This window comes from Inquilinus limosus DSM 16000, from assembly GCF_000423185.1.
In the GTDB taxonomy this organism is placed as follows: domain Bacteria; phylum Pseudomonadota; class Alphaproteobacteria; order DSM-16000; family Inquilinaceae; genus Inquilinus; species Inquilinus limosus.
The window spans coordinates 512,848-532,663 of sequence record NZ_AUHM01000001.1 but is presented as its reverse complement, the minus strand read 5'-3'; the positions used below and the strand labels follow the sequence as shown (position 1 = coordinate 532,663).

The window sequence follows — 19,816 nt, the reverse complement described above, 5'->3', positions numbered from 1 at the left end:
CCGCCGGCCCCCCGAGGGGCTGGTGATGGGTGGCTTGCGCTGGCCCAGGGTCTCCGCGACTTCTCGCCCGTCCTGGCCCGGTTCGCCGATGACCAGATGGACAAGGAGCGTCAGGCCCAGGAGGCCCGTGCTGAGGCCCGCATCGGAGGGATGACCCTCCAGGAACAGCACGAGTTCATCAAGAGCGGCGCTATCAAGAACTGGGAAGGGCCCTTCGCCCGAGCCAAGTTCATGCAGATATACGGCGGGAACGCGGGCACCCAGGCCGCCCTTGAGCTGGTCAAGCAATACGAAACTGGCTTCGACAAGAACAACGGGAACCTGGACGAGTTCATTGCCCAGGGCCAGCGCGCCGCCGTAGCTGCGGTGGGGGACGATCCCTTCGCGCAGCGTCAGGCCGCCCGGTCCTTCGAGGCCATCGCGAGCAAGCTTCGCCCCCAGAACGTCCAGGACAAGACCGAGTTCTACAAGACGCAGGCCGGGGACCAGATCACGGGGCAGTTCATCAACACCCGGACGCAGATGCAGCTTGATGGGACCTACTCCCCGCAAGCCTATTACGAGCGCATCCGGGCGGACATGAAGTCCAATGCCGCTCTCAACGTGATGTCCATGGCGGATCAGGATCGCGTCCTTATGGGCGTGGTCTCGCGGCTGGCCGATGAGGGCGACCTGGACACCGTCCAGTACATCCTCACGGATGACCGTGGCGGGGTAGGGTCGCTCGGCAACAAGCGCGAGTTCGCCGCGGACGCCACCAAGTACATCGAACGGGCGCGGTCCCGGCAGTTCGAGCTTGCCCAGCGTGCCCAGGCCCCCCGCGTGGTGGACATCCGGTCCAAGGTCAACGATGGCCGGGCCACGGACGAGGAGCTGGACGCGGGCCTGCGGGATGGCCTGTACGGTGAGGAGGAGTGGACGCGCCTCAAGGTCCAGAACCTAGAGGCGCTTGAGCGCAACCGTGCCGCCCTCGCAAAGCAGCAGGAGAAGGCCGCCCTAGCCGCAGCCTCGCAGAAGTCCAAGGAGCAGGCGTATAACACCGCCTGGGACATCGCCGTGGACAAGCGCGGCGCCCTGATCCGGGACACCAAGGTTCTGAACGAGAGCGGCGAGGAGACCACCCTGTCGCGCTCCGATCAGATCCAGAACGCCATCCAGAGGTGGACTGAGGAGAGCAACCGGAAGGCCCAGGCGGAGAACATGACGCCGGCCCAGAAAGCCGTCTACGACAGCGTCCAGTTCTACGCTCCGAACCAGTTCGATGACGTGCCCCTCCAGAACACCCTTGCGGGGGCCGCTGCGAGTGTCCGTGGGGTGGATGTCCAGAAGGGGCTTCCCCCGCTGGGCAATCTCCAGGACGCCTACGAGAGCTGGCGTGGGGTCTACGCCCAGCTCCCCATGTACGCCCGCCAGAACCTCCTCAAGGATGACCGTGACCGGACCTTCTACGAGGACATCCGGATCGGCATGGAGTACGCCGGCCTGACCTTCGAGCAGGCGGCCGGGCAGGCCATTCAGCTTTCCGGCGTCGCGCGCCGCGCCTCGGTGAACCTCTCCTCCACGGAGCGGGAAGCTATCCGTCAGGCGGCCGATGACGTGGTCTTGAGGGCTGACCCCACGACCTCCCTTGGGCGCCTCTGGTGGGGCTCTGAGGGGATCGTTGGGCCGGTCGAGAATACCGGAGAGGTTCGATCCCAGATCGAGACCCTGGCCTACCGCAACATGGACCTTGGCCTGTCCCCGCAGCGGGCGGTTGAGGCCGCCACTGAGCAGTACACCGCGTCTCACATCAACGTGAACGGGTACGCGGTCATGGCCAATGCCCGAGCCTACCCGCCGGATATCGGGGCCAGGATCACCCGGAAGATGCGCGACCTCTATGACGGTGGTGCTAAGGACTACGTGCCGGAATTCGGGGACCTGAAGGTGGTCCCTGATGGGACCTCTGCGGGGCGCTGGCAGGTGGTCGATAGCAGCGGCCTACCTGTGGCCGTCCCCGGTAAGGGGCCCCTCTACATCACCATGGAGGACATCTGGGAGCAGATGCAGAGGGACGCTGAGGAGCGTGAGAAGGAGCTGGCCGAGGAGCGCCAGCGGATCATACAGGACCAGAACGCCCGGCAGGAGATGTTGAGAACCCCACGAGGCGGTCTTCGAGGACACCTCCGCCAGATGCGCGAACAGCAGGAGACGGAATGAACGAAAGGGCACAGGCGGCATACGCCTATTTCAAGGCCAAGGGGTATCCCGATGTTGCCGCTGCGGCCATTGTGGGAAACTTGGTCCAAGAAAGCAACCTGAACCCGGACGCCGTACACGACAATGGGACCGGTCTGGGCATCGCCGGGTGGCGCGATCCGGAGCCCGGAAAGGGCCGCAAGACGGCGCTGATCCAGTTCGCCACCGAACGCGGGAAGACGCCAAACGATTTGACAACCCAGTTCGCCTTCCTGGCCCACGAGCTGGAGACGAGTGAGGCCGGCATCGGCCAGCGCCTCCGGAACGCAAAGACGCTGGAGGAAGCCAATGACATCTTCATCGGCTTTGAGCGTCCCCGCGGGTGGACCAAGGAGAACCCCCGAGGGGGCGACGGGTGGCAGAACCGGTTGAACTACGCCCGGCAGATCATGGAGGGGGATGGCAGCGCCGCCCCCCTCCCTTCCAATCCGGACCTCGGCGGCGCCGTTGATCCCGCCCCGGTTCCTCGGCTCGAACAGCGCCAAGAGGAACTGAGGCAGGAGGCCGAAGGTCCGGGCCTGTGGAACACCCTAACGGCAGCGGTGAACCAAGATAGCGTCACCGCCCACTTCATCCAGGAACGGCCCGAGTTCGCGCCTGACCTGAACTTCAGGCTGGATGAGCAACGCCTGAAAGACCTACAGAAGCAATACGGGCTCACTGAGGACAGCCTAGCGGGCCTTGATGAGGCCATGTCCTCGGAACACGCCGACTGGTTGGCACAGCAGCTCCGGGACCGGCAAGACCGTGAGGAGACGTTGGCGCAGGCTGGCGTCACCGGAATGGTGACCCGGCTGGCGGTGAACATGCTCGACCCCGCGTCTCTGGCCCTCGCGATTGCCTCGGGGGGCCTGGGGGAGCTGGCCGTTGCCGGTCGGGGCCTGAGTGCCTTAGGCCGGGCGGGCGTGTTCGCTGGCGTCGAAGGCGCCGCTGCTGGCGGCCTCGAAGCGGTGGACGCCTCTATCACCCCCGGCGTGGGGGAGCGGGACGTGCTCATGGCGGCCGGCGCTGGGATGATCCTCGGGGCCGGCTTCGGCGCCCTGTCACGAACCGCCCCGGACCTCGCCGAGCCCGTTATGCGCATCGGTAAGGAACTCAGGGAGACCACCTCCCTGACCCCCGCTCCGGGCTCCACAGCGGGCGCGATGCAAGCCAACGCAACGTTCCCCCTGAGGGATGACGTGCGCATATGGGAGAACGTGAGCGTCCCCCAGACGGCCTTTGCGGGACGCCTCAGGCAAGACCTTACCGGGTGGCTGAAGTCCAGCGATAACGCCGTCTTCCGGGCGCTGGGCAATGTCCTGGCCGAGGACGCCGTGGGGAACCGTAACGGGACCATAGCGACCGCCTTCGGGGCCTCTGAGGACGCAGCGCGGCTGCACCATCGGATGAGCGTCCGGGTGCAGCGGTCGGTCCTCCCGGCCTGGAACGCCTGGGCCAAGGAGCGGAACCTGGGCTTCGTGAAGAAGCAGTGGGGGCCGGCCTGGGATGAATTCAACGATCAGGTGTCCGCGTTCATGCGGAACACTGATCCGTCCGTCACCTTTGATCCGAACGTGGTCAAGGCGGGCGAAGCATTCCGAGCGGCCTACGCCGACTTCGTGAAGATGGCGCAGAACCCAGGGCTACAGGACGGGAGTATCCGGAGGGCCATTAAGGGCTACGAGAAACTAGATCCGAACGACAACTACGTCCCCCGACTCTACGACTTCAACAAGCTGAACAAGCTGTTCCTTGAGATCGGGCAGACGGGCGTGGTCCAGTTGTACAAGAAGGCCCTGTTGGACAAACAGCCCAATCTTGAAGACGAGGTCGCCCACCGCGTCGCCGAGGGCATGGTCAAGAAACTGCGCCAACGTGACGCTGGCCTGTCAAGTAGACTTGACCGACCCCTCGGGAGCGACGATCAAGATTACCTTGTCCAGAGCCTCAAGGACCTTGGGGTGGATGAGCTGGACGCCCAGTCTCTCGCCAAGCAACTCCGTCCCCAGGAGGACAGCGCGAACCCTTCAAGGGGCAAGTTCCGCGCCCTCCTGAACGAGCACGCCACGATCACTGCGCCGAACGGTCGGGTGATCCGGTTCGATGAACTCCTCCACAACAACGCCATGGACCTGTTCCATGCCTACAGCCGGGACATGAGCGGGCGGATTGCGCTCGGCCGTATCAGGGTTCGGGATGCGGACGGGAACACGGTGGTGGACGGGATCACCTCGGATAACGAGTTCGGGTCGCTGATCGATGCGGCCAGGGCCTACGGGGAGTTCAAAGGGCTGAAGGACACCGAGAAGGGCGTCAAACAGCTCCAGACCATCTACCGGGCCATCATAGGCACACCCGACCCGAGCGACAGCGGGGAGTTAGCCCAGCTCACCCGAACCATCATGCTATTCAACTTCGTCCGCCTCATGAACAACATGGGCTGGGCGCAGGCGGTGGAGCTGGGGAGCATCATCGGCAACCTTGGCCTCCGGGCCACGATCCAGGGCGTCCCCTCGTTCCGGGCGCTCATCAGGGACGCCAAGACGGGCTCCCTGGGGGACGATCTGGGGAACGAACTGGAGGCTGTCTTTGGGATTGGTGCAGATGACCTGAAGGGTGCCATGCCCTACCGCTGGGACGACGACTACTTCGGCGACAGCATGAGCCCGGCCTGGGCGAGGGTCGATCAGGGGCTTCGTGAGGGAGCCCGTGTGGTCAGTACCATCTCAGGCATGCGCTACATCAACCGCTTTCTTCAGACGACCGCCATGCGCGGTATCGTCTACAAGTTTGCAGACCTCGCCCGCAACCCCACCAAGGCGAACCTCCGGCGGATGGCGTCACTGGGGCTGGACGAGAAGATGCTCGGGCGTGTTCTGGAGCAGTTCAAGGCCAACGCTTCAAGGGCCAGTGGGGAGTTCGGGAAGGTGACCCGCCTGAACCTAGACCAGTGGGAAGACGTAGAGGCCCGGGCCGCCTTCGAGGGCGCCGTATTCCGCTGGGCGAGACGTATCGTCCAGGAGAACGATCCCGGCGCGCTGCCGTACTGGATGCAGAACCGGTTCATGAAGGCAGCCTTCCAATTCCGTACCTTCATGATCGGCTCCTTCTTCAAGCAAACGCTGTGGCACATGAACATGCGGGACCGGGAAGCCCTGGCTACCGCCATGTTCACGATGATGCTCGGGGGAACCATCTACGCGGCCCAGACCTCGGTCCAGTCCATCGGGCGGCCGGACAGGGAGAAGTACCTGAAGGAGCGCCTGTCTGAAAAGAACATCGCCCTGGCGGCGTTCCAGCGCACCGGGATGGCGTCGATCATCCCCATGTTAGTGGACACGGCCCGGTTCAGTTCCGGCTTCGATCCGATGTTCTCCGGGCGCACCACGGGGCTCCAGAACGATCCGTTCTTCGGGAACCCAACAGTGGCCCTTTACGGGGACCTCTCATCCGCGCTCGGCTCCATCGTTCAGCCGATCTTCCACGGCCGGCAGCCGTCCCAACAGGAGTACCGGCAGGCAACCCGAGCACTCCCGTTCGGGAACTCAATGTTCCTCACCGTGCCGCTCAACGCCCTCATCAGTGGGGCACCGCAGAGAGCGCCACGAGATGAGTGAGCAAGCAACCATAGAGATCAACTTCAGGGGTCGCCTAGTGCGGCCCCTTCGCTTTTCTAGGAGACACCTTGGCTGACATCCATACCGAGGTCATCTATACGGGCAACGGCACTTCCGGCCCGTGGCAGGTGCCCTTCGAGTACATCTCCAAAGCCTACGTCCACGGGTATCTTAACGGGGCCGAGGTCCCGCTCGTCTGGACCGCGGACAACTACGTTTCGGTGCCAACCCAGGTGGGCGATGTCCTGATCATCAGGCGGATCACCGATAACTCCCAGCCGGTCACAGAGGTTCAGGACGACAGCACCCTGGCTGCTGCTGACCTGAACGTCGAATTCGCCCAGCTCCTCCATCTCGCCCAGGAAGGCCAGTACAGCGACGGCCTGTCCATGAAGCTGACCGTTCCGGGTCTCACCTGGGATGCTCGGGGGAGCCGTATCGTCAACGCGGCGGCGCCTGTGGGGACCGGCGATGTGGTCCCGAAGGGCTACTTTGACGACAATGCGCTGATCCTTACAGAGGACAAGACGAGCTGGAAGGGCCGCCTGAAGCGGGTGACCATGCTCGGTTACCCTGTGGAGGAGGCGGACGGGATGACCCTCACGTCCGGCCGGGACCTCCTTCAGGAGGCCATCAACCGGACCGCACCGATGCCCGGCGAGGTGGCCTACGACTATTCCACCGCGGGGGCTGTGCAGCTCGCCCAGGTCTCCCCGGTCCGGTCCGTGATCCGTACGGGTGGCTATCTCGCTGCGGGTGACGGGGGCGGGGCGGTGTACAAGCGCGTCGGCACGGAGCCGAACCACGCCGGCAAGATCCAGGACGCCTTGGGCAACTGGTGGGAGCTGGCGGAGAAGTACCCCGACATTCGCATGTTCGGGGCCGTGTGCGATGGTGTGGCGGATGACGCCCCCGCCGCTCGGGCGTGCTTGGACTTCTGCCTGAAGCTGGGCCTTAGCGGCATGCGCGGGGCCGGAACGATTGGGTTCGCCTCCACGCTGGACCTGGACAACCTCTACAGCACGGTTGCCGAGGGGCGCAGGGGCTTCGTAGTGGATTTCTCGAACGCCACCCTATTGGCGCTTCCTAGCTTCACGCCGGGAGTTCCCGGCCTCATGGGCAAGCAACCGCTGATCGGCGTGGGTCGAAACTCGACCGGGCAGCAGCAGAACGTCCGCGTCAAAGTCGGGTTCATGATCGGCTCAGGCCGAAATGCGGACGGCATCGGAATTGGTTCCGGACACCCGACCGCTCCCCTCTCCATGCAGAACGGTGCGGCGGGCTTCCAACTGGAACTGGGCTACGCCTACGATCTGAACATGGCCGTCCGTTGCACGGCCGCCAACTTCAGCTGCACCGAGAACTGGTGGCGTGGCGGGATTATCTCAGGCTGTAACCTGGGCCTGCTGTTTGACGGTCCGACAATCACGGGCCAGCTTGGCGTCCCCATCGTGGAAGCCCAGTACATCCATTTCGGCCGCATCGCCTCGTGCTGGTGGGGCGGCGTCGTCTTCCTGCGCAAGTCGCGCTATTCGATGGTCTCGGGCGACATCGACGCGAACGGTCAGTACATCTCGAAGCTGGACATCGGCACGGGTACGCTGCCAGGATTCGAGTTCTTCAAGAATGTGACCGGAGAGACCTCCGGGGCGACCGGAGAGGTTCTGTCTCGGTATTCGTGGCGGAACCGAAACTATCTCCTGGTGATGCACAACACGTCGGTGGTCAACAACGGCTCTCCGTTCGCGGTCGGCGAAGTGGTGTCCAACGGGCTGCCGGTGGGCGACCCCGGACGAATCGCGGCCACAATCGCGGCAATCCAAACGACCGATAATGGCGACCCGAATTCCTCTCCTCGGCCGGGCATCGTTGCGAACCGCTTCTTCTATGACGTGATCGCGGCCGATCCGAGCACCCCGTTCCACCGGATCAGCATCACCGGCCCGTGGCTGGGCGGCGTCATTGGCAACGCCATGCACACCCTGAACATCTACGGCGGAAATCAGGGTGGCAACGGTGGCGAAAACGTGAACATGTACAACGACACCCACGGGTGGCGTTTCCTGTCCACGGGTAGCCAGCTCACCGCCTATGCCGTGTTCGATGACAACGGGGACACCGATCCGTTCCTTGAGGTCGGGCGGCGGACGGGGACCGATAAGGGCTACTTCCGGCCACGGCGCGACCTCCTGCTGAACGGCAACAAGCTGTTCGGGCCGCAGTTCCAGGGAACAGCAACGTCCGGAACGCCCCTGACCATCTGGGATGTAGCGTCTCAGGCGGCGCCAGAGAACCTAGTCCCCGAGGGCAAGGTGTGGGAGATCCACGTCAACGCCCCGGGGTTCCCCGCTGTGCTCGCCTACGGCTTCCTGAGCATGTCCGCAACGGGGACGTTCCATTGGCATCAGGTCTACAACAACACCGTCAACGTCACCCTTAACGGAACCCTCCTCCAGGCCGTCCAAGGCGCCCAGCCGAGCATGGCCATACGACGGACGGCGGTCCAGCGGGTGTAACTCTCAGGGGGCCCCTTAGGGGGCTCCCTTCTTACCCTGTGAAAGAACAATGGCTGAAGACCAAAATCACACCCTCTTACTGGGCAGGGTAGAAGGCAAGCTCGACATGCTCATTGCAGATGTCCGCAAGATGGCCGGACAGCACTCTGAGCTGGAGACCCGTGTAACGGCCCTTGAACGCTGGCGCTATTACGTCATTGGCGCGGCGGCGGCCATTAGCTTCGCTCTGCAATATGTAGACATTACAAAGGTTCTCTCCCTGAAATGAGCAAGAAGGCATCCCTGGACAAGCTGGCGGCACTGCACGCCCAGCTCGCCGAGGCCCTGGCCGACGCCCTGACGCCCACCACCGATCCCGAGACGGGCGCGGTGGAGAAGCCGTCCGCTGCCGTCATGGCCCAGGCGATCGCGTTCCTCAAGCTGAACAACATCACCGCGGACGCCGAGACCGACCCGGCCCTTCAGAGGCTCGCTCAGGCGGCCCATAAGCAGCTCCCTGACTTCACCAACATCGGTGAGGACGGGCACCCCGTGGTGAACTGACATGGCGACCCGATCCTTTTCCATCTCCTACGCGGGCCGGCCGGGGGACGACACGTTCTCCATTCCGGTCGCCATTCAGGGCACCGTGACGGTTAAGGCCAACGGCTCCGCCAGGGCCTTCACCCAACCGGACCGGTACACCGTCCTCCTGAATGCGCCCTTGGTGAGCGCAGCGACGATTACCATCTCGGGCATCACGGAAGCGGCCACCCAGTCGGCATCGGCCCCACGCACGCCGATCAATCCCCTCACGGTCTCTGTAGGGGGCTCCACAGGGAACACCCTGGGGGCCATGTCCACTCAGACCACCTTCACGAACTCAACGGGTGGTACGTCGTCTTCAACGTCCTTGGCGGCGCTCCAGAGCATTTCCACCGTCACGGACAACTCCGGAGGCACGTCAGGTACGAACACCATCGCGGCGGTTACCGACATCGCGAGCGCGGCTAACGCCATCGCAACACTGGCGGCGAAGCTGAACACGCTCCTGGCCAACTACGCCGTGGTGAAGAACTCCATCACCTCCTTGGGTGACAAGGCAAACGGGCTGGCGAACCAGAGCAACGCCGTAAAGAACTCCCTGACCTCTCTGGGGAACAAGGTGAACGAGATTATCGCCGCCACCGACGCGGCCGGGATCACCAGCTAGCCCACCCTACCGAGAAACCCCGCATCCAAACGTAGCCCCGCGAAATGCGGGGTTTTTCATTTTCTAGAGGCAATCCAATGAACAAGGACAACCCGTTCCTGACGCGATCCCCCTATGCCACCGATGAAGGGGCCCTTATCGGGCAGCATCCCAAGAAGGTCCCACTGTCCGTCCTGAGCGACGGTCGCCCGACGAGCCCGACAAAGGCCATCCGGGCGTTCTGTATCGAGTGCTCCGGGGGGAACGCCGCCGAGGCGCGTAAGTGCACCGCAACCGGGTGCGCGCTCTGGGCGTTCCGCATGGGCTCAAGCCCCTTCAGGGGAAAGGGAACCCCGCGAAATGCAGGGGTAGAATTGGACGGGGAGGAGTGAGGTAGGGTGACCAAGCCCAATCCCCTTCACGACCCCCTAGCGCGCGATTTCAGGGTCTTCCTGACGCTCGTCTGGCGGCACCTCGGGCTCCCCGACCCGACCCCCGTGCAGCTCGACATCGCCCACTACATGCAGCACGGCCCGAAGCGCGCGATCATCGAAGCGTTCCGCGGCGTTGGTAAGAGCTGGATGTTCTCCGCCTTCATCTGCTGGCGGCTCTATGTAGACCCCGATTGGAAGATCGAGATTGTCTCGGCCTCCAAGACCCTGGCGGACAGCATCAGCACGTTCGTCAAGCGGCTCATCCGGGAGATGCCCGAGCTACAGCACCTCCAGCCCGGCAAGGACCAGCGCGACAGCAACCTCCAATTCGACGTTGGGCCTGCGCGCGCCTCGAAAGACCCGAGCGTCAAGAGCGTGGGTATCACCGGCCAGATCACCGGTTCCCGTGCGGACGAGATCCTGGCCGATGACGTGGAGGTCCCGAACAACTCCGGCACGCAAATGCAGCGGGAGAAGTTGCGGGAGCTGGTCAAGGAGTTCGGCGCCATCGCCAAGCCCGAGACCGGCTACATCCGCTTCCTGGGCACGCCCCAGGTGGAGGACAGCCTCTACTCGTGGCTGGTGGACCAGACCGCCGGGGACGAGCTGGGCGGCTTCAGAATGCGCATCTGGCCGGCCGAGGTTCCAGCCGACCCATCCAAGTACGGGGACAAGCTTGCGCCCTTCGTCCAAACCCTGGTGGAGCGTGGCGTCCCCCCCGGCACCCCCGTATGCACCCGCTTCAGCCGCGAGAAGCTGGCCTCTGAAGCGCACCTGTATGGGCGCACCGGCTACGCCCTTCAGTTCATGCTCGACACCTCCCTGTCGGACATGGACAAGTTCCCCCTCCGCCTGGGAGACCTGGTTGTGGCGGACATCGATCCGGACATGGCCCCGGTCAAGTACGTCTGGGCGGCCGGTCCCGATCAGCACCTAAAGGACCTCTCCGAGTACGCCTACGGGCTCCGTGGGGATCGCCTCTACAGGCCCATGGACGTGGTCCGGGAATACCTCCCCTACACCCACACGGTGATGCAGCTCGACCCCTCCGGACGGGGCCAGGACGAGACCGGGTACGCCATCGTGAAGCACTCCAACGGGCGCCTCTTTCTGGTCGCCTCAGGGGGCTTCAAGGACGGCTACGGGACCGCGACGCTCCAGAAGATCGTCGCCCTGGCCAAGCTGCACAAGGTCAACACGGTTCGCATTGAGAGCAACTTCGGGGACGGCATGTTCTCCCGGCTCCTCCAACCCGTGTTCGTCCAGAACGAGTACCCGGTGGAGATCATCGACGAGCGCGCCTCCAATCAGAAGGAGGTCCGCATCATCGATACGCTGGAGCCCTTGCTGGCCCAGCATAAGCTCATCGTTGATCCCAAGGTGATCGAGATGGACGCCCGTTCGGCCATGGCCTACGGCGGGGACCGGTGGCGGGACTACTGCCTGACCTACCAGCTCACGCACATCACCAAGGAGCGAGGCGCCCTGGCCCATGACGACCGCCTGGACGCCCTTGCGGGGGCCTGTGCGTACTTCCTGGAGGTCATGGCCAAGGACAGCGAGAAGGGCGCGGAGGAGGCCAAGGAGGCCGCCCTGGACGCCATGTTCGCCCAGTTCGTGGAGGAGTTCGGTGGACCGCAGCCCCGTCCGGCTTGGCTGAACGGGATGGTCTGAGACCAAGGTTAAGATCGCTGCCTAACCCCATGAAACGAAAGATAAAAACGCCTTAGATTTTCCAAACCCTACCGTTAGCCCCCCGATCGACCCTCCCCCAGGGTTGATATAGTGTTTATAGGGTATGGCTTAAGGTCCATTGGATGGTCCTCTTAGGGTGTTCCCATTATCATGGTTATACCCTTAGAGAGTGTGTGGTGGTGATGATCCTTGGAGGGGGAGGTTGATGAATGACCTCCCCCTACGGGGGTTACCCTAAGAGCCCCTGAAGGTCCCCCTTCATCACTGGTTTGATGTTGGTTCGAAGCTCGCCCTGGAGGGCTGTGCGATGGGTTCCCGAGGCAGTGCCCCCTAGGCGCCCCTCAGGAGGCCCTACAGGGGCATCCCTTCATCATGGCTCCTACCCTAGCAGGGAACCCCATGGAGCCCGTCATGGGCTGCCTGAAGGGGCCCCGTAAGGGGTTCTTGGGCCATTGTGGTCTTCCCCGTACCCGCGGCTTAAATCTGGGCAAAAATCTGAGCGGTCAATCGGATATATTGCTCGCGACGCGTTCCCCCCTTGCCCCCTCTTTCGCAGCGCGCCGCGCGCACCGCGTCGTTTCGCGCGCGTTCCTTTACGTCTGGGGGCACACCATCCGGGCACATCCGGGCCTAAACCCGCAGTGCGCCTAGGCTGTCAGGTGGATACGCCATCGCACTAAGGTCCGCCCTGAGGGGGCTGGGCCTTATTTTTTCGATTAGATCGTATGCGATTGAATTGCGCGCTTGTTAGATGGAGTGCTCTGGAGTTTTTTATCCGGTTGCAATCTGCAATCAGTCAGACCAGCGCCCCTCAAGAAGCCCCTTCAAGGCACCCGTTCAGAGCCGCCACCAGGGCACCACATTGCGCACCATGCGTCAAGCGCACTTGACCTGGGCTCGGCACGGGCCTGCGCCATCCCATATACGGACACATTGAGGCTGCCTTATCAGGGCACATGAAGGGACCATGGGGCTGAACCCCGCAGAAATCCTGGGCTCTGGAGGAATTTTCAGGGGGATGCATTTTTTCGATTGACATACTCGTCCTGGATATGGGATCAATTGGCTCACGGGGCTCGGCAAGAGCCTCACGGCAAGCGGGACTGGCCAAGCATAACAGACCCGCCGGGGCTGACACGGAGCCCTCAGTAATCGCCCTAGCGGCCTGGAGACGGGCCTTGCACTAGACCAGCGGTGAAGACCTAGCGTCGCGGGAGCACATACAGCCCGCCTGATGATGGCCCTAAGGGGGCCGAAACGCGAATGCGGAGCATGAGCCCCGCTGACACGTAAAGGAGACTTGACACATGAACGCGAAGCGTAGAGCGGCCTTGGACGATATCAAGTCCCGTATCGAGGCGCTGGTCTCGGAACTGGAGACGCAGCGGGACGATGAGCAAGAGGCATTCGACAACATGCCCGAAGGTCTCCAGATGAGTGCGCGGGGCGACGCGCTCCAGGACAACATCAGCAATCTGGACAACGCCATAGACAATCTGAACGACGCGGTAAGCGATATCGAGGCCGCGGTGGAGTGATGCCCCTAGGTTCCCCTTCAAGAGCACCTTGCGCAGCCCGCAGGGCGAGCCTTGAGGGGGCACCCTTGGTCACCACACTGGAGCACCTGACATGCTCAATCACCTGTACACTGTGGCGTTCCTCACGGGCGCTGTGGTCGGCACCTTGGGCGGGCTCATTGCCCACGCCCTGTTCGCCTAAGAGAGGGGAGGGGTTATCACCATGCATCGTCTGTACACCATGACCGCTGCGGGCTGGTCTCTCTATTGCGCCGGATCGGCGGGCTTCATCGCGGGCCTTCGCGAGGATCTAGAGCGGCGTGGTGTGACGTGCCGCGTGATGGAGAGTTAAGGCCGAAACCTAGGGGCGAGCCGCGCGCGCCCCGATGGTCGCACCGTAAGGCGGTGCCTGATGAGGCTCTTTTTGCGCCCTTTCAGTCCCACATTCAGGATGGATCGTGAGCCATGGACGAGTATAGCGTGACCCTGCCTTGGGACTTCAAAAGCGAGGCGTTCCTTAGCGCCTATGACGCCTTCCTTGAGCGTGTCGCGGCGGAGGAAGCGGCCGAGTGTCCCGTGGTCGAGACCCTGCCGGGGGAGGACGAGTGATGGCAACGCAAACTTGGAAGACGAGTACACCGGTCAAGGTTGATGGCGTGTGGCGTATTCGCCGGCAGGACGGTGAGTTGGTGGGATGGTACGCGACAAGAGCACTAGCCCAGAAGGCGATTGACCGCGCGGGGTATCTGACGTGACCCACAAAGAACCATTCCCGCCGCCTGACGATGGCCCTTAAGCAAGGCCGAAATGGGAGCGCCTGGGTCACCCCTGGGCGCCCTATAGCGGTAGCTGATCGCCCCGCAACAACCCCATAGGAGGATCGAGACGTGGCCAAGAAGGGGGATTTCCAAGTGGGACAGCGCGTTGAAGTTCATCCGGCAACCGCCAGTTGGCGGCGCGGGGACAAGTACGGGACGATTGAGGTATTCCCCGAAAGGGGCCGTTGGGTACACGTCCGCATGGAGCGAAGCGGGTACGTGATCCCCTTCACCTTGGACAGCATCACACCCGCCGCCTGACGAGACCCTTAGCCGGGTCGAAACGGCCCCCTCAAAGGGCCGTAGCGGTAGCTGTTTCCGCAACAACCTCATAGGAGGACCGTCAATGTCACCTTCCAACCCCGTCGCGCGCTTCTCCTACGGCGCCATCTCTCAGGGCATCCGTATCGTGATCCTTGGGGGCGACCCGTGGTTTGTCGCCAGGGACGTGCTCGCTGCCCTGGGGCTGAATGCGGGCGGCGCTTCGCAGTTCCTGAAAGCCATCCCCAGCGATGAAAAGGCAATGCACCGCGTTGTCACGCCGGGGGGAGCGCAACCCATGCTGATGGTCAACGAAAGCGGGCTGTACCGGCTGGCCATGCGTTCGTTCAGCCCCGCCGCGCGCGTCTTCCAGGATTGGGTGGCACGGGACGTGATCCCAACTATCCGCAAGACCGGGTCTTACACGGTCGCCGCCGGGGGTCTCAAAACTTTTGACACCCCTGCGGATAAGGGTCTCAAAACTTTTGATACCCTTCCCGATCACAACCCGATTGCCTGCGCTGCGGCTGACCTTCAGGCCCGCATCAAGCGCGCCCGGCGGGAAATCGAGGAGTGCAATTCCGCCCTCAAGGCCCTCCGCCGCGTCTCCGCTCTCCAAGCCGCCTGACGAGACCCTTAGCCGGGTCGAAACGGGGCGCCTAGCGCGCCCTGTAGCGGTAGCTGACCAACCCGCCGGGCCTTTCCTGTGCCCGCTCCATCCCACATTTAGGAGCAATCACGATGAAGGCCATTTCCGAAGCCCAAGTCCACCGCTTCCGGGAGCATGTCGCCATCTACCTCCAGGGGGGCGAGACGGTCTACCTGACCGCGGCCCAGGCACGGGCGATTTCAACCGCCCTGGCCGACTGCGCGGAGGACGTGGAGCAACGCTCGTTCACTGAAAGCCGCTTCGGGACCTTCCTGCTGTCCCGTGTGGGAGGCTAACACCAATGGCCACCATATACAGGCTAGAGACGTGGTCTGGCCAGGGCGCCTATGGCGATTACCCTGGGAAAGGCCAAGTCACCTCCGGATGCTACGACGCCGAGAACGGGCACCCAACGCCCGCCCAGGAAGCCGAACACTTCAGTGATCAGTGGCTAAAAGAGGGGTGGCAGTGGGTCGCCCATTTCGGCTTCGGGTCGCTGGACCAGTACCGCGCATGGTTCCGGGAACCCAACCGCGAAGCGGCGCGGCGGTGGGGGCTGGTCCTGTCTGTCCTTGAGGTGACGGACGGTGCCTATTGCGTGGGCGACCGGCAAGCAATTTACCTCCCCACCGAAGCCGTTCGCGTGGGCCGCCTCTGCCCGTACACGCTGGAACCTATCCCGGCCCCTGTGGACGAACCGGAGGTGGCCCTATGACAGCGCCCCGGTCCATCTTCATCCCAGGCGGGCGCCTAGAGGCAGCCGCACGGTCCCTGGAGGAGAAGCTTCGTGCTCCCCCACAGCCGCGTTCAGCGCCCGTTCAGGTGCGGCCTATCGGCCACGTGGCGCGCGCTTTGGGACTGGTGCTGTGGCTTCTGGTCGGGCTAATATCGCTCCCTTGGATTTTATACATATTGGAGGGAGCATAGTGGCTATCGCCCTGGCATTCATTGGGGGCGTCCTTGTGGGCGCCGCCGCCGTCTTGGTGGTGGTCATCTGCGCGCCGTCACCGGCACCCTGATAGAGGAGAACCCTAAACATGACCAAGCTTGACCTAGCTATCTATCTGGCCGGGGGCGCCTGCGCCCTAGCTATCGCCGCGGTTGGGCCTGAGGGCGCTCACGGCGGCGCGGGGCCTCTGGTGTACCTGGGCGCCCTAGGTGCCCTTGTGTGGGGCATCCGCAGGGCGTGACAAGGCGAAACCTACCAGGGGAGTGGCCCAACGGCCGGCCCCTGGGATGGTCGCGGCGTAACGGCGCCGCCTGATGAGCCTGTGAAGGGCCCCTAAGAGGGGCGTTACGAACACCCGAAACGGGAATGTGTTCCCTGCATGGCGCTCCGCGTCTCACGCATAGCTTAGGCGCGGCCCCCAGGTTTCCAGCCAAATTTGAAATAAGCATCCCTCGAATGGGTCACAATTCGTCTCCTTGTCAGACCGTCCCATATCGGGGAATGTCCTGCATCCGAAGGGCTTAGAACGGTTCTACGCCATCGGGTTGAACCAAGGGGTGGGTTTGACATGCTACGTTGCGGAAGCCTGAGCATCGATACTCTCGGCGTTGCAATCGTCCCGGATATGGGCGATATCAGCCGTGCCACGATCACGGAGCCAATCCGAAATGAACAATCTCAGGGCCCTGCAAAAACTGATGCGGGTGGCCGACGAATTGCAGAGGATTCACCCGTCCATGACGGTGGCCTGTGCCGACGTGTTCCTGACGATAGCGTACCTCGGAGAGCCGTCTTCAGTGGAGATTGCCGCCGCTGTCAACACTTCGCGCTCGACTGCGTACCGATACATCCAGGAGTTGGGCGTAGTTCGGGGCTGGAAAGTGGTCAAGGGAATACGTGAGCCGATCCCCGGCCACGGGCTGATCGAGCAACACACCGATCCGCTGGACCGCCGTACCGTGCGCCTTAGGCTGACCCCTAAGGGGCGCGATCTGATGAACCTCTTGGTTCGCATCATCAACTCGTGAGGAGGGACCATGCCGGATTACCCAAGTTCATTCCAAGTGGCGATTAAACTGCGAAGCTTCGCGGACCAGAACAGCCACCCGGCGCAGATCGCCGCCATTCTGCGAGCAGTGGCTGAGGAAGTTGAGAAGTGCCACCCACAGGCGTCCACGGCAGGGGCTGTCATCCATGGTCCCGGCGGTATTGTGGGAGCATGGTGTTTCGGGAACAAGGAGTAGCAGAATGGCTGTCCGTCAACGGGGGCAGTCCTGGCAGGTGTCCGTGACCATCAACGGCACCCGCTACCGCAAGGACTTCCCGACCAAGGTTCAGGCCGAGACCGCGGAGGAGGAGGCGAAGGAGGCGGCGAAGGCCGGCAAGGCGCCGCCCTGGGCAGGCGTCCAGATGGCCGGGGACGCGCTCCCCACCGAGGCCACCCTCATGGACGTTCTGAGGCTCGTGGAGCGCACCGACTGGGCGCAGAAGCGCACCCGTTACGGGCTCGTGAAGCGCGCCGAGGACGTGGTCCGGTCGCTGGGCAACCCGCGCCCCCGGATGGTCACGGAGGACGCCTTGGACGACTTCGTGGCCGAGTGCTACAAGCGGGGCAACTGCGGCGGCACGATCAACCGGAAGCTCGCGGCCCTGTCCAAGATCCTCGATAAGGCGCGCCGCAAGCGCCTCTTGGTGGCCGTCCCGGACATGCCGTGGCAGCCCGACGCGCGGCAGCGGGATCGCTACTACACCCCGGAGGAGGAGGCGGAGCAAATCGCCTTCTGGCGCCGGATCGAGGAACACGCCATGGCCGATATGGTGGCCGTGAACTATGACACAGGCGCGCGCCGGAACGAGCTGTTGGAGCTGCGGCCGGGCGACATCGTGGACAATGCCTCACGGGTGCGGCTGATCACCTACAAGGGCGGCGGCGTTCGCAAGCCGCGTCTGGTGCCCCTTACGGAGCGCGCTAAGGAGATCCTGGTCAACCGCGCGCGGAACTGTGGCCCCAAGGATCGCCTGTTCGAGCCCCTGGGAGAAAGCCAAGTCGAGTACCTGTGGAAGCTCATGCGGCGGCACACGGGGCACGAGCACGATGAGGACTACGTGCTGCACTGCGTCCGACACACCTACGCAAGCCGGCTGGTGCAGCGTGGGGTGGCGCTGGCGGTGATCAAGGAACTGATGGGGCACGCCAACATCAAGACGACGCTGCGCTACGCCCACCTCGCCCCCGAGAACATGACCGCGGCGCTGGCGGCCCTGGAAGGTCCGAAGGCCCCGGCGGTGGTCGCCCCTCCGCGGGCCATGACCTATGAGGAGTATACGGCCTGGGCACAGGAACACGGTGTGCCCGTACCGGCACAGGCGGCCGAGTAACCGGCCCTTAACACCGCAGAAATCCTAGGGCACCGTCCCAATAATGGGATGCGTCATCCGGCGAACTCCATCTGAACGATCTGAGAAACGGTCGGACGGGGTGCGCGGTGGCCATGAAAAAGCCCCGTCCGTTTCCGGCGGGGCTGCGCGAGTGCGAATGCCGACCGAGGGGTCAGCACACACAGAGTCCGGGCGTCCCGCCGGCGGCGATGCGGCTGCGTCTGACGACGAGGCGGGGGACGATCACGGACATGCCTTCTCTATCGCGGGCGGCGAGCGCCGCGTCAAGAATGATTCCCAGGAGCTAGCCTTTGCCCTTTCCCTTGCCTTTGGCTGGGTCGGCGGCCGGGACGAAAACGGTCCCGGCGCCTGTGTCCTGGTCCGAAACGCCTTCGGGCTTTCTGTTGCCGGCATCCGCGGCGCCCGCCGCGAGGCCGATCCCAGCGAGCGCCGCCAGCACGAGACTCTTGCGCATCGATCCCCTCCCATCGGCTGAATGGAACGGCGCGATCTGCCGGAGCTGATCGTGCCGGGACATCACCAGTAGCCCTTGCCCTTCAGATTGCCGGCGACGGCACCGGCCGCGCCGCCGATCAGGGCGCCGACGCCGGCATTGCCGCCCGCGAGAGCGCTGATCGCGGCGCCGCCGGCGGCGCCGATCGCGCCGCCGCTCAGCGTCGCCTGTTCCTCTCGGGTCATGTTCGCGCAGGCGCCGACGAGCAGCGCGCCGCACAGCGCCACGGGCAGGAGAAGCTTCTTCATAGCGACCTCCCTCACTTCCCGGCCTGTCGGCCGGGTTCGATCCTGGCGATGTCGGTGACGATCACCTCGACCACCGCCCTCGAGAGCTGGTCCGGATGCGCGGTGTAGTAGTCGTCGATCCCCTTGGAAATGTCGCTCAGCGACATCGGCTGCAGCTTGGTGACCAGCGCGTCGACCATGCCCGGCCGGTGGCGGCGGTCTTCCTTCCGCAGCTCGTATTCGACCGAGATGACGTTGGCGGCGCCGACCAGGAAGGCCTTCTTCTCGGAGTCGGAGGCCTTGGTCCAGTGCTCGCCGGTGACCAGCGGGACATCGCCCGCCCGGGCCGGCATCGCCGCCGCGGCGGCGATCAGCATGGCCCCTACAAGCAGGGGTCTAATGGATATTGCGACCATTATTTCCTCCCGGCTGAAACGACGGAACTATTCTTCCGCCTTTCGGGAGGATAATCAAATGATAGATCGACGCTTCGGGCAGGTTACTGGCCGGGCGGGGCGGAGGCCGTCCCGCCCGGCCGCATCCCTTACCAGTAGCCCTTGCTCTTCAGGTTGCCGGCGACGGCACCCGCGGCACCGCCGATCACGCCGCCGGCCAGCAGGCTGCCGCCGGTCAGCGCGGCCAGGCCGACGCCGCCGGCGGCGCCGAGTGCGCCGCCGCTCAGCGTGCCCTGGGCCTCGCGGTTCATGTTGGTGCAGCCGGCGGCGAGCAGGGCGGCGGCGAGGGCGATCGGCAGGAGACGGCGGGTCATCTGGTGCTCACGAGGACGGAACGATCGAACGCCAGGAAACCCGTATCGCCGCGCTTTGTTCCGTTTCGCCCCGCCGCCGG

General features: G+C 64.0%; 17 protein-coding genes. 13 read left to right on the top strand and 4 right to left on the bottom strand.

The features are described from left to right. The first annotated feature begins 96 nt into the window (after positions 1-96). The 13 genes from G537_RS0102600 to G537_RS0102510 all read left to right on the top strand — a co-directional run bounded on the left by G537_RS0102600 (position 97) and on the right by G537_RS0102510 (position 18,226). The gene (locus tag G537_RS0102600) at positions 97-2,199 is read left to right on the top strand and encodes a hypothetical protein (protein WP_155888463.1); all 2,103 of its coding nucleotides are present in this window, start codon (positions 97-99) and stop codon (positions 2,197-2,199) included. Beyond that, entirely contained in the window at positions 2,196-5,837 is a 3,642-nt protein-coding gene (locus tag G537_RS0102595; RefSeq protein WP_026868783.1) for a phage tail tip lysozyme, read from the top strand. Before G537_RS0102600 ends, G537_RS0102595 begins: the two co-directional genes overlap by 4 nt. Before the next feature lie 68 nt (positions 5,838-5,905). After that, positions 5,906-8,353: a phage tail fiber domain-containing protein gene (locus G537_RS0102590; protein ID WP_026868782.1), complete on the top strand. Its 2,448-nt coding sequence runs from the start codon at positions 5,906-5,908 to the stop codon at positions 8,351-8,353. Positions 8,354-8,402: 49 nt separating this feature from the next. Next, positions 8,403-8,621 (top strand): hypothetical protein, encoded by a 219-nt coding sequence (locus tag G537_RS0102585; protein WP_026868781.1) that lies wholly within the window; start codon positions 8,403-8,405, stop codon positions 8,619-8,621. Continuing rightward, positions 8,618-8,896 carry a hypothetical protein gene (locus tag G537_RS36070; RefSeq protein ID WP_051247711.1) on the top strand — a complete coding sequence of 93 codons (279 nt, stop codon included), beginning with the start codon at positions 8,618-8,620 and terminating at the stop codon, positions 8,894-8,896. Before G537_RS0102585 ends, G537_RS36070 begins: the two co-directional genes overlap by 4 nt. Before the next feature lies 1 nt (position 8,897). After that, positions 8,898-9,545, top strand: coding sequence for a hypothetical protein (locus G537_RS43430; protein ID WP_155888462.1), 648 nt, complete (start codon positions 8,898-8,900; stop codon positions 9,543-9,545). A gap of 377 nt (positions 9,546-9,922) precedes the next feature. Continuing rightward, positions 9,923-11,632: a phage terminase large subunit gene (gene terL / locus G537_RS0102560; protein WP_026868778.1), complete on the top strand. Its 1,710-nt coding sequence runs from the start codon at positions 9,923-9,925 to the stop codon at positions 11,630-11,632. A gap of 1,328 nt (positions 11,633-12,960) precedes the next feature. After that, positions 12,961-13,191, top strand: coding sequence for a hypothetical protein (locus G537_RS0102555; RefSeq protein ID WP_026868777.1), 231 nt, complete (start codon positions 12,961-12,963; stop codon positions 13,189-13,191). A 444-nt stretch (positions 13,192-13,635) separates the two neighbouring features. Continuing rightward, positions 13,636-13,779 (top strand): hypothetical protein, encoded by a 144-nt coding sequence (locus G537_RS43425; RefSeq protein ID WP_155888461.1) that lies wholly within the window; start codon positions 13,636-13,638, stop codon positions 13,777-13,779. 555 nt (positions 13,780-14,334) lie between these two features. Further along, positions 14,335-14,877 (top strand): BRO-N domain-containing protein, encoded by a 543-nt coding sequence (locus G537_RS41835; protein WP_051247710.1) that lies wholly within the window; start codon positions 14,335-14,337, stop codon positions 14,875-14,877. 113 nt (positions 14,878-14,990) lie between these two features. Further along, positions 14,991-15,194 carry a hypothetical protein gene (locus tag G537_RS36055; protein ID WP_034850360.1) on the top strand — a complete coding sequence of 68 codons (204 nt, stop codon included), beginning with the start codon at positions 14,991-14,993 and terminating at the stop codon, positions 15,192-15,194. A gap of 1,321 nt (positions 15,195-16,515) precedes the next feature. Beyond that, entirely contained in the window at positions 16,516-16,875 is a 360-nt protein-coding gene (locus G537_RS0102515; RefSeq protein ID WP_026868775.1) for a MarR family winged helix-turn-helix transcriptional regulator, read from the top strand. Between the two features lie 259 nt (positions 16,876-17,134). After that, positions 17,135-18,226, top strand: coding sequence for a tyrosine-type recombinase/integrase (locus G537_RS0102510; protein ID WP_155888460.1), 1,092 nt, complete (start codon positions 17,135-17,137; stop codon positions 18,224-18,226). 304 nt (positions 18,227-18,530) lie between these two features. Here the strand turns inward: G537_RS0102510 and G537_RS43420 are convergent, their stop codons facing one another. From G537_RS43420 to G537_RS0102490, 4 genes are all read right to left on the bottom strand, one after another. Beyond that, entirely contained in the window at positions 18,531-18,701 is a 171-nt protein-coding gene (locus G537_RS43420) for a hypothetical protein (RefSeq protein ID WP_155888459.1), read from the bottom strand. Positions 18,702-18,763: 62 nt separating this feature from the next. After that, positions 18,764-18,988 (bottom strand): hypothetical protein, encoded by a 225-nt coding sequence (locus tag G537_RS0102500; RefSeq protein WP_026868773.1) that lies wholly within the window; start codon positions 18,986-18,988, stop codon positions 18,764-18,766. A gap of 11 nt (positions 18,989-18,999) precedes the next feature. Continuing rightward, positions 19,000-19,344 carry a hypothetical protein gene (locus G537_RS36050; RefSeq protein ID WP_051247708.1) on the bottom strand — a complete coding sequence of 115 codons (345 nt, stop codon included), beginning with the start codon at positions 19,342-19,344 and terminating at the stop codon, positions 19,000-19,002. A 167-nt stretch (positions 19,345-19,511) separates the two neighbouring features. Then, positions 19,512-19,736, bottom strand: coding sequence for a hypothetical protein (locus G537_RS0102490; RefSeq protein WP_026868772.1), 225 nt, complete (start codon positions 19,734-19,736; stop codon positions 19,512-19,514). Positions 19,737-19,816: the final 80 nt, after the last annotated feature.

Bases quoted from the DNA above. Each gene is read 5' to 3' on its own strand.
- G537_RS43420 (WP_155888459.1), bottom strand. From the start codon at position 18,701: ATGCGCAAGAGTCTCGTGCTGGCGGCGCTCGCTGGGATCGGCCTCGCG.
- G537_RS0102555 (WP_026868777.1), top strand. From the start codon at position 12,961: ATGAACGCGAAGCGTAGAGCGGCCTTGGACGATATCAAGTCCCGTATC.
- G537_RS43425 (WP_155888461.1), top strand. From the start codon at position 13,636: ATGGACGAGTATAGCGTGACCCTGCCTTGGGACTTCAAAAGCGAGGCG.
- G537_RS0102600 (WP_155888463.1), top strand. From the start codon at position 97: ATGGACAAGGAGCGTCAGGCCCAGGAGGCCCGTGCTGAGGCCCGCATC.
- G537_RS36070 (WP_051247711.1), top strand. From the start codon at position 8,618: ATGAGCAAGAAGGCATCCCTGGACAAGCTGGCGGCACTGCACGCCCAG.
- G537_RS36055 (WP_034850360.1), top strand. From the start codon at position 14,991: ATGAAGGCCATTTCCGAAGCCCAAGTCCACCGCTTCCGGGAGCATGTC.
- G537_RS41835 (WP_051247710.1), top strand. From the start codon at position 14,335: ATGTCACCTTCCAACCCCGTCGCGCGCTTCTCCTACGGCGCCATCTCT.
- G537_RS36050 (WP_051247708.1), bottom strand. From the start codon at position 19,344: ATGCTGATCGCCGCCGCGGCGGCGATGCCGGCCCGGGCGGGCGATGTC.
- G537_RS43430 (WP_155888462.1), top strand. From the start codon at position 8,898: ATGGCGACCCGATCCTTTTCCATCTCCTACGCGGGCCGGCCGGGGGAC.
- G537_RS0102515 (WP_026868775.1), top strand. From the start codon at position 16,516: ATGAACAATCTCAGGGCCCTGCAAAAACTGATGCGGGTGGCCGACGAA.
- G537_RS0102500 (WP_026868773.1), bottom strand. From the start codon at position 18,988: ATGAAGAAGCTTCTCCTGCCCGTGGCGCTGTGCGGCGCGCTGCTCGTC.
- G537_RS0102595 (WP_026868783.1), top strand. From the start codon at position 2,196: ATGAACGAAAGGGCACAGGCGGCATACGCCTATTTCAAGGCCAAGGGG.
- G537_RS0102585 (WP_026868781.1), top strand. From the start codon at position 8,403: ATGGCTGAAGACCAAAATCACACCCTCTTACTGGGCAGGGTAGAAGGC.
- G537_RS0102490 (WP_026868772.1), bottom strand. From the start codon at position 19,736: ATGACCCGCCGTCTCCTGCCGATCGCCCTCGCCGCCGCCCTGCTCGCC.